The following is a 15,237-nucleotide window of genomic DNA, read 5'->3' as shown; positions in this document are numbered from 1 at the left end:
TTTTAACCGCCATAATGGGGGTGCGGATGTTTTTCTGGACCTTTTTTAACCAATACATCCTTGCTTCTTCCGATATTGAAGAGGACTTAGTCCCCCTAAAGATAACTTAATCCGTTGATTATTATACCAATAGATATAGTCATCCAATTGATTCATAAACTGGTTAATTGTCGTGTTTTTCCAGTCACGTTGGTAAAACACCTCATTTTTTAATCGTCCAAAGAAACCTTCGCACGCTGAGTTATCTGGGGAGCAACCTTTTTTAGACATGGAACGAGGCAAGTTCGCTTTGTTCATTCGTTCGATCCAACCGGGCCATCGGTAATGAGCACCACGGTCAGAATGAACGATTGGACGCTCCTGGTCTTGAAGGGTAGCGAGTCCAGCGTCTAACATAGTATTCACTAATTCTGCATCAGGTTTTGTTCCAATAGTCCAGCTAATAACGGCGCCATCATAGCAGTCAACCAATGGGGATAAATAGACTTTCCCTGCGGGAATCCTAAACTCGGTAATATCTGTTAGCCATTTCTCATTTGGCATTTTTGCTTTGAAGTTGCGATTCAATAAATTAGGTTGTGCAGGAGTAATCTCCCCAGCATACGAAGAGTATTTTTTTCGTCTAGAAAATTTAACAAATAGATTTTCCTCGAACATCAATTTACGTACGACTTTTTCAGAAAGGATTTTCCCCATATTTTTTAAAGCTTGATGAATTCTGCGGTAACCATAAGCGCAGAAATTACTGTTGAAAATCGTGACAATTAATTGGCGTTCTTCAAAATACTTATCCGGTTGCTCAAGTACCTGTTTTTGATAAAAGTAGCTACTTTTAGACAACTGGAGCTGTTGAAGAAGATCTTTCAAGTTGAATTGATTTCGTAAGGCATCAATCAATAGAGTCTTTTCTTGATTTGATAGACGAAGTAGATTGATGCCTTTTCCTTTTTTTAGTAGTTCAGCTGCTCCTTCGAGTAATGCTTTCTCAAGCTGCAATTGGTGTACTTGTTCTTGTAACTCTTCTACTTCCTTTAAAAGTAATTCTTTTTGTTTTCCTTGATTTTTTGAAGTCATGCGCAGAGGGAAATCCTTTCCAAGATAAGTGGCCTTCCATTGATATAGAGCAACCCTACTGATTCCTTCAGCTTCAGCTAAGCCTTTTCTGTTGGTTTGAGGTTTATAGAACTTTTTCAACACGTCTTCTTTTTGATCTTTGGTTAACTTTACCGCACTTTTTCGAAGTTTTCTAGCACCTGGTGCGAGTTCTTCACACCATTGTCGTAAGGAGCCTTTATTTGGGTAACCAAGCATTCGAATGGTTCGTGCATAACATTGACCATATTCAAAATAATGATTCACAGCGACTCTTTTTTGTTCTTCAGAATACTTTGACTTCTTCCGGAGTTCCTGATGGAGCTCTCCAGATACCAAATATTCTTTATACCATTGACGTAGTGCTCCAACGGACGGATAACCTAATTTCCGAATGGTAGCGGCGTAGGAGCAATCATATTTTAAAAATAACTGAATTGCTTTTACACGTTCTTCGTGGGAAAACATACGGATATTCCTCCTAAGTTCATTTTTAGTCCAGGATTATGTCCGCACCCCCAATCCTGCATTTTCAAACCGCTATTGACAATCGCTATATACGCTGGTACAATCAGGACCGTATTTCGTCAGTCGCGTAGCGACTAAGTCTTTATAAGTAGGGCTGAGAAAAAATAATCTTTTTTCGGCTTTTTTGGCATACCCCTAAATCTGTCAGTTCACCATTTTCAACGTAGCACCAATGATTCTCTAAAGATAGTTAGTTGTACCACTGACTATTCGCATTTATTTGTCCGAAATCTTGACATAAGAACCTTATTACCAAGGCGTCAAAGTTGTATCAAATTAACTACAAAGTTACTGGGGATTCGTCATTTACGGCAGCCTAGTTCAGCATTCACTAGCACAACGGGTTGTGGTTATGTTATTATGCGTATATAAATAAACATTTTTTAGTAGAGGTGACAATATGTTTTTAGCTTGGAATGAAATAAAACATGCTAAATTAAGATATAGCTTGGTAATGGGCGTAATGTTCTTAATCGCCTATTTGGTGTTTTTCTTGACAGGACTTGCTTATGGACTTGCACAAGACAATCGAACAGCTATTGATAAATGGCAGGCAGATACGATTTTATTGAGTAAAGAAGCCAATTCAAATTTAAATATGTCAATGATTGCCAGAAAGGAATTAGACAATGTAGATGCCAAAAATAAAGCCTTACTTGCACAAACACCTGGCGTAATCGTTGACAATTCTTCAGAAGATAATGAAAAAATTGACGTTAGTTTTTTTGGGATTGAGGCAGACAGCTTCTTAGCACCTAAAATAGTTGAGGGAAAGATGTTTGCTTCAAATGATGAAGTGGTTGCTGATAGTAGTGTGAAGGAGCAATACGGCATTAAAATAGGTGATGAGCTTTCGCTTTCGGGGAATGAAAAAAAGCTCACAGTAGTTGGTTTTACAGAAAATGCAAAATTTAGCGTTTCACCAGTGTTATACACGAGCATTAACGCGTTTCAAGAAATTCGCTTTGAAAAAGAGGATACGAGTGAGAATGCGCGAATCAACGGCATTGTGATTAGGGGACCTCTTGCCGCATATCCTGATGATTTAGAAAAAATTTCAGTGGGCAATTTCATCAATGATTTACCAGGGTACAGTGCACAAGTACTTACTTTTGGCTTTATGATTGGGTTTCTTATTGTTATTGCGGCAATTGTTATTGGTATTTTTGTGTATGTCTTGACCATGCAAAAGCAAAAAATATTTGGCGTCATGAAGGCACAAGGAATTTCGAGCGGCTACATTGCTAAATCTGTCATTGTTCAAACATTCTTATTGGCTTTTGTGGGTGTTGTAATAGGTGCTTTAACAAGTATTTTGACATCTTTTCTATTGCCAGCCGCGGTTCCGTATCAAAATAATTACTTATTTTTGATAGGTGTTAGTATTTTGATGCTATTGTTCGCAGTTTCAGGTGCGTTATTCTCAGTTAGGACGATTGTAAAGATCGATCCTCTAAAGGCGATAGGTTAGGAGTGATAGTGTGAGCGCAATAGAATTCATTGATGTTAAAAAACAGTTCAAAGACGGCGACACAACAATCGAAGCATTAAAAACAACAAATTTCAAAGTTGAAAAAGGCGAATTTGTCGCAATAATTGGCCCTTCTGGTTCAGGAAAAAGTACCTTTCTTACGCTTGCAGGGGGACTACAGTCACCTACTGAGGGTCAAGTTAAAATCAACGGTGAAAACTTTAGTGAAGAAAAAGAAAAAACGCGGGCCAAGTTGAGGTTTAAAAAAATTGGCTTTATCTTGCAAGCTTCAAATTTGATTCCGTTTTTAAGTGTCGAAAATCAGCTGAAATTGGTCGATAAAATTAGTAGCAAGGAACAGCACTTATCGAAAGATAAATTATTTGATCAACTAGGAGTTTCTAAGTTGGTAAAAAAATATCCAGAGGAATTGTCAGGCGGAGAACGTCAGCGTGTGGCGATTGCACGTGCGTTATATAATGATCCTACAATTATTTTGGCAGATGAACCAACCGCTAGCTTGGACTCAGAACGAGCTTTTGAAGTTGTAGAAATTTTGGCTAAAGAATCAAAGGAAAAAAACAAAGCGATCATCATGGTGACACACGATATTCGCTTGGTTCAGTACTGTGACCGGATTATTGAAATTAGAGATGGGCTGATGGTTGAAAAAGATGCGGAAAAAATAAAGCAAAAATATGCCCGTGAAGAAGACAATGAAAATTAGAAAAAATAAAAACTATGCACGACAGATAACTTTCCAAACTAGAATTGTTGGATTAAGCAAATCAGTGTCGTGGATAGTTTTTTATTGATTTAACCACTCATCTATTCGGTGTGTTGATTCTGTGTATATAGTAAAACCCGTTGTGCTAGTTAATTTTAAAAACGACCAAGTGAATATCTAAGTGTTCCAGAAACGCTGACCTGCGCCTTTTTCAGCATAAAGCTATAGGTCAATAGAATTGCTTCTAAACGTGCTTCAAACCCCGCCAGAGATCGATTTTTAAAGTTTTGAACACCTATTAAACTTAAACTGGAAATAACGGTTTCTACTTTCTTCCGAAATTTCCTTAATAAGCTGTTGTCGATAGTATCATTTGCTTTCTGATTTTTCTTTGAAGGAGTCCATAAATCTACGCCGATGGCGTGACAAGCCTGCTTCAATTTTGTACTAACGTAGCCTTTATCCGCCAATGGCTCTTATGATGTAATTACGGACAACTTGTTCGCTATAATTATTTCAAAGGAGTCTTTTATTATGCCTATTAAATCTTCCAATCGATATTCACCTGAATTTAAGTCATCTATCGTGTCATTACACAAAAAAGGGCGCTCTTCTAATTCCTTAGCTAAGGAATACAACGTTAGTGTCTCCACTGTTACTAAATGGATTAACCAAGCTGATCCCAATAATACCCAGGTCCTTTCGGACCATGAACGAGCCCTAATCAAGGAAAACCGCCGACTTAAGGAGGAACTTGATATTTTAAAACGAGCAGCGGTGCTGTTGGCAAAAAACTAATAGCTAAAGGACGAGCAGTCGTTTTAGAAATTGTCCAAGCTAATTTGCAAGCAAAGCACCGCATTACTCATATTTTAAGAATGCTAAAGATTCCCCGTTCCACCTATTACAGTTATCGTCATTGGCAACCCAGTAAAACTGCCTGCCGACATCAATTAATCAAAAAACAGTTATTATCACTTTGGTTAAAATATCCCATGTATGGTTATCCTAGATTAACGGTAGCGCTCTACCAAATGCTTGGTTTAAAAGTCAGTCAATGGCTGGTCTACCGCTTGATGAAAGAATTAGGGATACGATCGCGGATGGTCAGAAAGATCAGTAAACCGAAAACCCACACTGAGTATCCGCAACGGCCCAATCTGATTAAAGACTTAGCTGATCAGACTAGGGTACTCGTAACCGATATTACCTACATTCCGCTTCAACGTTCATGGCTCTATTTAGCCAGTGTTTATAATCCGACCACCCGGCGGGTGATCGCTTATAATATCGGATCTGAGATGACCCAGGAACTGGCTACTGCACCAATTAAAACTATTTTAAAGCGTTCAGATCAACCAGTCATCATTCATAGCGATATGGGAAGTCAATACACCAGTGCCTTATTTGAAAGCACTCTGGCTAAAGCTGGTATTAAACATTCTTATTCCCGCCAAGGATGTCCGGGAGATAATGCCCGGATCGAGAGTTTTGACTCACTTTTAAAACGCGAATATGTGAATAACCACTCCTTTAAAAATGTTCATGAAACTATTGCTGGTATTGATCGCTATATACGCTGGTACAATCAGGACCGTATTTCGTCAGTCGCGTAGCGACTAAGTCTTTATAAGTAGGGCTGAGAAAAAATAATCTTTTTTCGGCTTTTTTGGCATACCCCTAAATCTGTCAGTTCACCATTTTCAACGTAGCACCAATGATTCTCTAAAGATAGTTAGTTGTACCACTGACTATTCGCATTTATTTGTCCGAAATATTGACATAACAACCCGCAATATGAACCATTTGCTCACTGTAAACCATTATCTTTGTGTCTGTACCATGACTCTAGTTGCCATGGTGTACAGGCCTTTTTTGTTACATGTGTATTGTTTCAGCGGAAATCGTGTAAAATGGCTCGTCATTTTGCACCATGCAGCTGATATTGTTAGCGAGTGAATTTTCATAGCATGGCTTCGGGGCAGTAGTCACGTAATTCGGTAATGAACATTAAGATCCCGTTACAGTTCAACTTTCAGTTTCAAAACGCGTCCTACAAACCGTCTGTATATGTTGAGAGCGAAAGTTCTCACAGACCTTCCGGAAGGGTCTTGCAACGTACGCCGCCGTGCGCGGCGTGCAGCGCGAAAGCCGCTAGCGCGAGCGGTGGCGGTCAGCGTTAGCCGGCCGCCACAAGCCCCCGGTCTCTAATAGGGGGGCAAATATTAGAGACAAAATACACGTAAGTAGGACGAAAGCGCCGGTGGCAAGCCACTCTGCGCACGCAGAAAGGCGGCTTTGCTGTCAGGCTGCTTCGAAAGGAGCTAACATGCTGAAAGATTTGAACTTAGTCGGCGGGATGACGAATACCGAGTGGCTAAACCAGTTTCATGATGAGATGCGCACGCATAAGATTACTCAAGGTCAATTAGCGAAGGCGGCTAATTACAGTCGGTCGCATTTGAACCAGTTGCTGACGGGAAATAAGCCAATCAACCAACAAGCGCGGTTGCGGCTGACGTTAGCAATGAGATCGTTGACTGGTCAGAACAATATTGACGTCTGTATTGATTACTTGGGCGTTACTTTCAAGTCGCACGACTATGAAGAACTGGTAACCGAGTTGTTCCAGCTCAACCTCAATCATTTCAATCTTAAAGAAGGCGCGCGTTATGGATACGCGGCGACCTTAAAATGCGGTGAAATCGACGTACTACTGTCACCATATCAAGATGTGAATGCAGACGGGTATGATCCTAGTGAGGATAGCGGCACGATGATTGAGTTGAAAGGTCAAGGCTGCCGCTATGTTGAATCGTACTTGCGTCAACAGAATCGCACCTGGTACGACTTCTTGGAGACGTGCATTGCGCTTGACGGTCACTTCACCCGCGTTGACCTCGCCATCAATGATCGTAATGGTTTACTCGATGTGCCGACCTTGATTGAGAAGTGTGACCGCGATGAATTCACCTCGCGTTTCCACGGCTTTCGAGATAATCGTACGAAGCAGTGGGAGGCATCGGGCAGAACTTTGTATCTGGGGTCACCGCAAAGTGAGGTGTACTTCTGTATTTACGACAAGGCTTTTGAGCAACATCAGAAATACCCAGAAATTGCGATTGAAGATCAGCCGATACGCACGCGCTTTGAAGTCCGGCTACGTCGCAAACGCGCTGCTGCTGCAATTAAGAATTTGTTGGCGGAACGTGATCCAGAAAAAGTGGTTTTTGGAATTATCAATCGTTACCTGCGCTTCTTGACGCCGAGCCACAAAGCGAAGAGTCAGTGGGCGACAGATCCGCGCTGGGACGCTTTCATCGGCAATAATCGCGACAAGCTGCGACTCTCAACTGATCCTGAACCATTGAGTTATGCGCACATTACCCACTGGTTGAAGAAGCAGGTTGCGCCGTCGCTGAAGATGTTGCAGCTGATTGATCAGTACAATGGTACAGACGAGTTGAAGGCAATCATTGACGGCGGCAAGCTGACGCAACGCCACTGGGACTTGATTCACCACTATCAGCACCACCGTAATGGCGTTTTGACGGATTCAGAACCGAGTGAGACATCAAAAAAGAGCGACTACGCCGACCAAAGCAAGTAGCCACCCTTCACAGATAAGATTTGGGTCCTATCTGGTTTGATTATCTCACTTCAATCAATGAGAAGGAAGTGACGTAATTGGATAAAAGTTTTGTCTGCTATCAAGATCTGATGGCATTAGGCTTTAAGCAGCACACTGCGCGCGATATCATTAGACAAGCGAAGCAAAGGATGGTACAAAAGGGTTATCCCTTGTATCTCAACCGAAACTTAGGGCGCGTGCCGCGCTCTGTCGTTGAGTCCATTCTCGGATCACCGATGAATGGGGCTGTTGAGAATGAGTAAAACCAAATATCCAGGCGTATTCATAGACGCCAAAGGAAATTTCTACTATGAAACCGAGTTAGGCACCGACAAGATGAGTGGCAAGCGCGTCCGCAAAAAAGGGCGGAAGGACAGTCAAGGAATGCCATTCAATACCGCGTTTGCCGCGAACAAGGAGCTGACGCGGGTGAAGCGTGAATATCATGAGGCGCATGGGTTTACGAACTTCCGTATGACCTATCGCCAGTTCATGAAGGACGCGTATATCCCAGCCTACAAAACCGACGTGGAGGAAAGCACCTTCGCTGTCCGTAATCGTAGCTTTGACATCTGCATCGCGCGGTTTGGCGACCAACTGTTGCGTGATATCGATATCACCGATGTGCAGAACTTCCGCACGTGGCTGCTTACGGATGAGAAAGACGGCGGTGCCGGCTACTCGCAAGGTTATGCTGGATTGGTGTTCGGCTGTTTCCGCAAGTCCCTCGACCATGCGGTACAAATGCAGTATCTGTCCAGCAATGTGTCGAAGCAAGTCAAGGCGATTCCTAAGGCCAAAAGCAGCGTGCCATTTTGGACGAAAGCTGAGTTTGAACAAGTCATTGCGCAAATCTGCATTGATGATATCTATGGACACCTGAACTTCGTGATGTTGTGGCTGTACTTCCTGACTGGCGTGCGAGTCAACGAAGGCACGGCGCTGCGGTGGCGAGATGTTGATCTCGCCAAGAAGCAGCTACACGTTGATCACATGCTGGTGATGAAGAACCGGCACGACTGGGAACGCCACGACTACACGAAGACAGACAGCGGCAAGCGCATCTTGACGCTCGACGATGACACCGTGGCAATTCTACGGCGCTGGCGGGAGGTACAGACGAGTTTCGGGCTGGGTGGGATTGATGATTTCATCATGACCTACGACGGCCTGCCGATGACCAAGTCCACGATCTCACGGATTATTCACCGCTACGCCAAGTTGGCGCAGGTGCACCCAGTCGAAGGCAAAGGGCTGCGCCACAGTCACGCGTCGTATCTCATCAATGAGTTCAACGTCTCGGTGCTGGTGTTGTCCAAGCGCTTAGGGCATTCGTCTCCTGAGATTACTCTGAAGCACTACTCACACTTGTGGGGCGGGCTTGATGCGGACATCGCCGAACAGATCGCAGGCAACATCACGATCAAGACGGCGGGTCAGAATCAGGTGCGATTCGTGGGGAATCAGGCGGTGAAGTACGATCAATTAAGCCCCGCCAAACTCCCCGCCAAAACGGCAGTTGAAGCATAGAAAACCAGTAGTGACGCAGGTTAGCGCTGCTGAAGATACCCTCGAGTGGGAATAAAGCAGTAACCTAACTTGGTTGCAAAATGTTGATTTAACGGTAGTTAGCTCAATGTAGAATGGATAAAAAGAGCCTGTTTTTATTAGGTTCCCCGCCAAAATCCCGCTAGAGAAATCTGACGGGATTTTTGATTTAGGCTTAATTTGACGGGATCCTCTATAGAAAAATTAGCAAAAAGAATGACCAGTTTCCGCCACAGAAATAATTATTCTTTACAAAAAAATATTCCCACAACCAATCGAATATTGATTAATGAGAATAAAATAGGATTTTCGCCAATTGTGGATATTAATCAGGTATATCAAGCTCTATCTGAGCTTCAGAAAAAAGCATTGTCCCTAGTCGTTTTCAAAAGAGGATTTTTCTCAGCCACCGATAGAATGCCATTCCCGCTAGAAGTATCTACGTAAACTTGTATAGTATTAATATTTCCAAGGACAGCTTCTCTAAAAATTCACTACGCCTAAGAATAACTTTTCATTTGTTTTAAAGTAGTTGTATCTTGATTCTTCGCATTATTTTATTTTAAAAAGAACGTTACTAATTGCGTAAATTCATCTGGATATTGAAACAATGAACCATGCCCAGCGTCTTCATATATTTTGATTTTCGTATTAGGAATTTCCTTGGCTAACTGATAAGAATTAATCGTTGGGACCATTCGATCGTGATCACCATTCACTACCAATGTCGGTTGGGTGACACTTGATAACTCCAAATGAGAATCTTTTCCCCAGCGGTTGATTGCTTTCAACTGATTATTGTAACTAGAAAGTCGGATATTTTTATCTTTTACAGCGATTCTTTCATGGATTCGACTCAAGAATTCTTGGGCTTTTTGTTTCCCATTTGCTGTTGAAGTAAAAAACAAATAATTTTTTATGTCTTTCCTAGTAAAAATCGAACGTACAAGGTCTTTATTCGTTATCCTTGTTACATCAGATATGCCTTGTCCACCTCTCGGACCAGTCCCCACTAAAATCAATTTCCGAACAAGTTGAGGTTCTTTTACAACTAGCTCTTGAGCAATCATCCCTCCCATAGAAAGGCCAAGAAGGTCGATTTGATTAACATCTAGAGCATGGATAAATTCCAAGGCATCATCCACCATTTCAGCAATGGTTCTGGGCACGTTGCCAGTGGACAGTCCTACTCCAACATTATCAAAAACAATGACCCAGTGATTTTTGGCTAATTGGTTTAATACTCGATAATCCCAATTATCCAAAGTTGCGGATAAATGGTGGAGCATTACTAGCGGAATACCTACTTTCTCACCCATTTCTCGATAAGCAAATACATGCTTATTTGTTTCCAAAAAAAGATTGGGGATTGTCAAATAATCCTGTTCCAGAGCATCATTTTTTTCACTTTCTTTTTTAGTCAAATTTAATCACTACCTTACCATTGGGATGCCCATCTCTTACCAGTAGAAGCGCTTCATTAACTTCATCTAGAGTAAATTCATGAGGATCAATTGCTGGAACAATGTTCTCCTTTTCGACAATTTCGGTAATTTTTTGTAGTTGTTGTCCGTTTGCTTGGACAAAAATAAAGTGATAGGTCACATCATGCTGTTTAGCTTTTTTATCTAATTTAGCCCCAGCAACAGCAAACAACCCTTGTTTCCATTTTGGTAAATTTTGCTTAATAGCAAATTGCTTATTAGGACCGGCAATTAGGCTAATTAATTTGCCACCCGGTTTGATGATGGAAAGTTCTCGATCAATTTCTTTTGCTCCCAACGTATCAATGACAAAATCAACTTTATTTAAAACTTCCCAATAATTTTCTTTACGATAATCTAAGTATTGATCGGCTCCCGCTTGGATAATCCGCTCCTTGGCACCGGCATTTCCAGAGACAATTACACGCAAGCCAAGATGTTGTGCAATTGGCACAGCAATTTGGCCAAAACTGCCTGATCCACCAGGAATAAAGACAGATTGTCCAGGCTTAGCTTGTAAAATTTCTGTTAGGGCTTGGTAAGCGGTTAACCCGGTCAACGGAACACCGGCACCTGTCACAAAATCCAGATTTTTAGGTAAGTACCCAATTGCGCCTTGATCCACGGCCACATACTCAGCAAAAGCACCTATCTTATTAATCGGCAATCTGGTATAAACCTCGTCACCTTTCTTAAAATTCGTTACCTCACTGCCGACTTCTTCGATAATTCCCGTCAATTCATTTCCAAGAGTAAAAGGTTTTTCATAGTCCTGGATGAGTTTCACACTTCCTGTGATATTCAAAATTTCTAAGGGATTAACGGCTGCCACTTTGACTTTCACAAGCACCTCATTTTTCGAAATTTTTGGCGTGGGAATATCTGTAACTTCCACATTTATCTCTTTTGAATAACGTTTTATTTGCGCTGCTTTCATTGTTCATTTCTCTCCTTTTAAAGAAACCACCCATGATTCTGCATTGACGGTTTCCAAATTTTTAATCGATTGTTGGATAGTCGATATATCTTCCCCTGGATTTACATAAAGCGTTTCTGGATACCGTGGCATTCTTTTCTAAAATCTTCACCTAATCGATTTTTCCGACGAGCGAGTAAAATTAAATTCTTCCTTTTTTCTATAAAGTCTAATGCTATTCCATAGCCAACTCCTGAACTTGCACCGTAATAACCGTGTATTTCATGATTGTCTGCCCCTTTATTGTACAAAGGATAATGTTTGCTCAATAATCCGATTTAATTTTTTGATGTTTCTTGTTGTTTTTGATAAAACACGAATACCAACTGAAGCATTATGAAGATAGCTAGCCAGTATTTCGATATCCGTAGCGGCAGATAGTTCATTCTTTTCTTGGGCAAATAAAAGGATATTGAACAGTTGATGTTCTTCGTGGTCAAAATATTTTTGAATTTTCTCCTCTATCAGAGGATCCACGTTCGCTAATTCAGTAGCAGAATTCACAAGGAAGCATCCCGCATGACTTTTTTCACTAATTGAAATCGAAAAAATTATTTTTAATTGTTCATGTATAGTCATTTTTTCAGATAGATTTTCCATGATTGCTTTTTCAAGTGTGGTTTCGTATAGATCCAAAGTTAAGAGGAATAAGTTGTGTTTGTCCCCAAAAGTATCGTAAATACTTCGTCTATGAATTCCCATTGCATCGACAAGCTCTTGCATGGATGTATTATTATAGCCTTGTTGCCAAAAGACATGCATGGCTTTCTCCAAAACGACTTCTTCTTCAAATTCTTTACTTCTTCCCAAAATCAAAGCTCCTTTCCTTACGAAAATACTGTGTTTTATTTTCTAGAACGTTCATTCTAAAAATACCAGAAAAATTTATTTTGTCAATTTACTTGCTCCTGATTTTAATAAAGTGTGCTATTGTAAATCCCCAATATTATTAGTTGCTCACTAAATCAATCTTGTTTCCCGCTAAGAATTAAAAAAGTGCTAGAATCACTGATTCGACAGCATTTCTGGTATACCCGTAATATTGGAGTGGGAATAGTCCAAAACAAAAGCCTAGATACCGCTGATAATTCAGCGCTTCTAGGCTTTTATTTTTTTATCCAAAAAAGGAAAATATATAGCTAATAAATCTAGTTTCCAAATTTTCAAATACTAAGTTAGTTTTCGTTTTTTTCTTTCAAGTAGTCGTTCCGTTTTTTATCTACATATATATTATATTTGTCCTTCAAATTCATTTTCTCTAGGAATTGTTCCTCTAGTGTCGGAGATACTTTTTTAAAATCTCTCCATTTATCTTCATATTCACTTTGCTCCAAGAAATCCGAAAAATTTCTTTTGAAAATAAAGTTATTCGTAGGATAATGCTCTCTACGACCAAATTTAGGAAGATGAATATCTCCTTCATTTTGCAGCTCTTGTAACACCTCAAAGTACGCAGCCGTCAATGCCTCATACACATTATTTGCATCAGCATAAACATTAATCTCCAAGTCTTCAACACCCAATTTTTCTTTGTCAAAAAATCTTTCCAGCTTAATGCTCACTTGATTTGCCCTCATTATTATTCCTCCTTTGCTTCTTCTAATTGCACGATATTCCAATAAAAAACTTCAATGTATTCGATTATCCGCTTTGAATGATTCAGATGAGAAATTACACCTCGGCCAAGCCTTGCTTTATATGATTAAATTCTGGTAAAGAAAGCGATGTTGCAAAATTCAATTTTCCTTTAATGTTTTCAAAATGAAAGAACACAATAAACTCTCCCATGCACTCAATTTCTTGACCGTTTACAGAAGCGATTTTATTCCAGTTTCTTCTGGGTGTTGGTACTGGATCAGGAATAATCATCACGTCTCCTTGGTAAAACCAATCAAACGAGGATTGAATTCTTGTGAAAATAAAGTGATTCTCATCCACATGGTCAATTCTAGTCAACTCCATTGTCGATACATCCAAAAATCCGATTGATACATTATTAGCAAATCCAATATCATCGTCATTCATTATATTTGCTCCTTTTATTTAAGTATTCCTCTTTGCACACCTAACTTCTCCAATGATTCTTTTTTCTTCCAATCTGTGCTTATTACCTCTAGCTTTCCATCATCGTAAAGTAAAAGTGAAATGGCAACACTTTTTTTGACAAAATTTATAAGGTGTCATTTTTTGTCTCGTGTTATTATTCCGATTGCCCTTGACAATGAGCCTCCTCGGATATGATTCTCTACGGCAGAAGCTCACTCAAATGAATGAAGCCGCCTCACTCGGTGTATCATATCCGCGCTCATTATCAAGGGTTCGCTTCGCCAATCTCTGATAACGAAATCCAATTGGTGTCTCGTAACCAAGTGTCCCATGCAATCGTAAATGATTCCACCAATTGACGTAGTCAAATAATTCTAATTCTAACTGTTCCAAAGACTCAAACCGAAATTGATGAACAAATTCTACCTTCACTGACTTGTATGTAGATTCAGCTACTGCATTATCATAAGGACAACCTTTTTTGCTCAGAGAGCGAGTAATGCCAAAGGCTCCAATAATCTCTTCAATCGTTTGATTGTCAAATTCTTTTCCACGATCGGTGTGGAAGAGCTGCACTTCTGTCAATGGATAAGAAATACGAGTAAAAGCCCGCTTGACCAAGCTTGCATCTTTTCTTTTGCCACAAGAATACCCAATAATTTCTCGATTGAACAAATCAAGAATCAAACAAATATAATGCCATTTTTTCCCAACACGTACATAAGTTAAATCAGTGACAATAGCTTCCAGAGGCTCTTTATTTCTAAAATCTCGAGCTAAAATATTATCTGTTTTTGATTCATTACAGGAAGAGGAATGGTTTTTGAAATGAGCCAAAGTATAGCTCGATTTCAATCCCCGTTGTTTCATGATGCGACCGATTCTCCGACGACTCACTTGGATGTCGCGATTCGCTAAGATTTGTTTTAATTTTCTTGTGCCGTAAGCCTTGCGATTACGAACAAATTCTTCTGTGATAGCTTCTTCCAATTCAGCTTCATTTTTTACGAGTTTTGGATGGTAATAATACGTTTGACGGGAAATCCCTAAGACTTTACACATCGCTGATATCGAGTATTTGTGCTTATTGGCATCAATTACTTGTCTTTTCGTCCGAATATCAGCGCTGCTTGCTTTAAAATATCATTTTCCATTTCTAGCTGTTGGTTTCGCTTGCGCAAAGCGATCATTTCTTTTTGTTCTGGGGTCAAGTTATCTTTCTCTTTGAAAGAACCAGAGGTTTCTGCTTGTTTAATCCATTTATCAAAAGAAGAAGCGGTTAATTCATACTCACGAATAATTTCTACCCGTGATTTTCCGGCTAGATATAGATCGACTACCTGTTGTTTAAATTCTTTTGAATAAGTTCTTCGTGGACGTCTTGACATAAAAATTCCTCCAGTGTGTTTTTTTCTATTCTACACACCTTATTTTTTTTGTCTAGTCTAGTGTAGCCGATTCATTCGATAGCTTAACGGATTAGCAAACTTTTCGTTAAAGCTTTTTTTTCTAAATTTTTAGCGGTCGTTTTACTAATTTCTACACAAAAAATCAAAAAAATAATTCTTTCATTTTCGTTTATTTAAATCCATATTTTAATATTCGTTAACGAGATTAACCGCAAAAAAACATGATAACCACAAGAAAGAAGATGCTTTCTTCTTTTTATACAATTTATAAAAATACATTTCTTCTTTCTTTTTTAATTAAATATTAATTTGACAGATTCATTTT

The 15,237-nt window shown here is 39.9% G+C and carries 14 protein-coding genes and 1 pseudogene; 6 read left to right on the top strand and 9 right to left on the bottom strand.

Annotated features, from left to right (window positions below; genetic code table 11):
- Positions 1–45: 45 nt before the first annotated feature.
- Positions 46–1,560 carry an IS3 family transposase gene (locus tag BQ5341_RS00865; RefSeq protein WP_016179228.1) on the bottom strand — a complete coding sequence of 505 codons (1,515 nt, stop codon included), beginning with the start codon at positions 1,558–1,560 and terminating at the stop codon, positions 46–48.
- Between the two features lie 460 nt (positions 1,561–2,020).
- Between BQ5341_RS00865 and BQ5341_RS00860 the strand changes: the two genes are divergently transcribed.
- Positions 2,021–3,091: an ABC transporter permease gene (locus tag BQ5341_RS00860; RefSeq protein WP_048603272.1), complete on the top strand. Its 1,071-nt coding sequence runs from the start codon at positions 2,021–2,023 to the stop codon at positions 3,089–3,091.
- Between the two features lie 10 nt (positions 3,092–3,101).
- Positions 3,102–3,818 (top strand): ABC transporter ATP-binding protein, encoded by a 717-nt coding sequence (locus BQ5341_RS00855; RefSeq protein WP_048603271.1) that lies wholly within the window; start codon positions 3,102–3,104, stop codon positions 3,816–3,818.
- Positions 3,819–3,973: 155 nt separating this feature from the next.
- On the opposite strand, the pseudogene BQ5341_RS00850 reads toward BQ5341_RS00855, so the two are convergent.
- Positions 3,974–4,288 (bottom strand): annotated as a pseudogene (locus tag BQ5341_RS00850) (IS982 family transposase); the annotation flags it as partial.
- Between the two features lie 64 nt (positions 4,289–4,352).
- Between BQ5341_RS00850 and BQ5341_RS00840 the strand changes: the two are divergent.
- The 4 genes from BQ5341_RS00840 to BQ5341_RS00825 all read left to right on the top strand — a co-directional run bounded on the left by BQ5341_RS00840 (position 4,353) and on the right by BQ5341_RS00825 (position 8,979).
- Positions 4,353–5,434, top strand: a protein-coding gene (locus tag BQ5341_RS00840; protein ID WP_106396148.1) for an IS3 family transposase whose coding sequence is annotated in 2 segments (ribosomal slippage) — positions 4,353–4,581 and positions 4,581–5,434 — 1,083 coding nt in all. Because the reading frame shifts where the segments join, the coding sequence is not laid out codon by codon here.
- A 713-nt stretch (positions 5,435–6,147) separates the two neighbouring features.
- A complete protein-coding gene (locus tag BQ5341_RS00835) occupies positions 6,148–7,428 on the top strand; it encodes a replication initiation factor domain-containing protein (protein ID WP_071130178.1) in 1,281 nt (426 codons plus the stop codon).
- Positions 7,429–7,505: 77 nt separating this feature from the next.
- Entirely contained in the window at positions 7,506–7,712 is a 207-nt protein-coding gene (locus BQ5341_RS00830; RefSeq protein WP_003575700.1) for a DUF3173 domain-containing protein, read from the top strand.
- The gene (locus tag BQ5341_RS00825; RefSeq protein WP_071130177.1) at positions 7,705–8,979 is read left to right on the top strand and encodes a tyrosine-type recombinase/integrase; all 1,275 of its coding nucleotides are present in this window, start codon (positions 7,705–7,707) and stop codon (positions 8,977–8,979) included. The genes BQ5341_RS00830 and BQ5341_RS00825 overlap by 8 nt, the downstream gene beginning before the upstream one ends.
- Positions 8,980–9,554: 575 nt before the next feature.
- On the opposite strand, the gene BQ5341_RS00820 is transcribed toward BQ5341_RS00825, so the two are convergent.
- The 7 genes from BQ5341_RS00820 to BQ5341_RS00795 form a co-directional block, all read right to left on the bottom strand.
- Complete coding sequence (locus BQ5341_RS00820) at positions 9,555–10,421, bottom strand: alpha/beta fold hydrolase (protein WP_235836350.1); 867 nt, start codon at positions 10,419–10,421, stop codon at positions 9,555–9,557.
- Positions 10,414–11,418, bottom strand: a complete 1,005-nt coding sequence (locus BQ5341_RS00815) for an NADP-dependent oxidoreductase (protein ID WP_071130176.1) — start codon at positions 11,416–11,418, stop codon at positions 10,414–10,416. The genes BQ5341_RS00820 and BQ5341_RS00815 overlap by 8 nt, the downstream gene beginning before the upstream one ends.
- 3 nt (positions 11,419–11,421) lie before the next feature.
- Entirely contained in the window at positions 11,422–11,550 is a 129-nt protein-coding gene (locus BQ5341_RS10710; RefSeq protein ID WP_268873188.1) for a hypothetical protein, read from the bottom strand.
- 147 nt (positions 11,551–11,697) lie between these two features.
- Complete coding sequence (locus BQ5341_RS00810; RefSeq protein WP_071130175.1) at positions 11,698–12,267, bottom strand: TetR/AcrR family transcriptional regulator; 570 nt, start codon at positions 12,265–12,267, stop codon at positions 11,698–11,700.
- 365 nt (positions 12,268–12,632) lie between these two features.
- The gene (locus tag BQ5341_RS00805; RefSeq protein WP_071130174.1) at positions 12,633–13,034 is read right to left on the bottom strand and encodes a hypothetical protein; all 402 of its coding nucleotides are present in this window, start codon (positions 13,032–13,034) and stop codon (positions 12,633–12,635) included.
- Between the two features lie 94 nt (positions 13,035–13,128).
- Positions 13,129–13,482 (bottom strand): hypothetical protein, encoded by a 354-nt coding sequence (locus tag BQ5341_RS00800; protein ID WP_071130173.1) that lies wholly within the window; start codon positions 13,480–13,482, stop codon positions 13,129–13,131.
- A 237-nt stretch (positions 13,483–13,719) separates the two neighbouring features.
- Positions 13,720–14,891, bottom strand: a protein-coding gene (locus BQ5341_RS00795; RefSeq protein ID WP_106396147.1) for an IS3 family transposase whose coding sequence is annotated in 2 segments (ribosomal slippage) — positions 13,720–14,615 and positions 14,615–14,891 — 1,173 coding nt in all. Because the reading frame shifts where the segments join, the coding sequence is not laid out codon by codon here.
- Positions 14,892–15,237: the final 346 nt, after the last annotated feature.

The sequence above is a fragment of the Enterococcus timonensis genome, assembly GCF_900104595.1.
GTDB classification, from domain to species: Bacteria; Bacillota; Bacilli; order Lactobacillales; family Enterococcaceae; genus Enterococcus_J; species Enterococcus_J timonensis.
The sequence above is the reverse complement of the archived record's forward strand: the minus strand, read 5'-3'. Positions and strand labels throughout refer to the sequence as shown.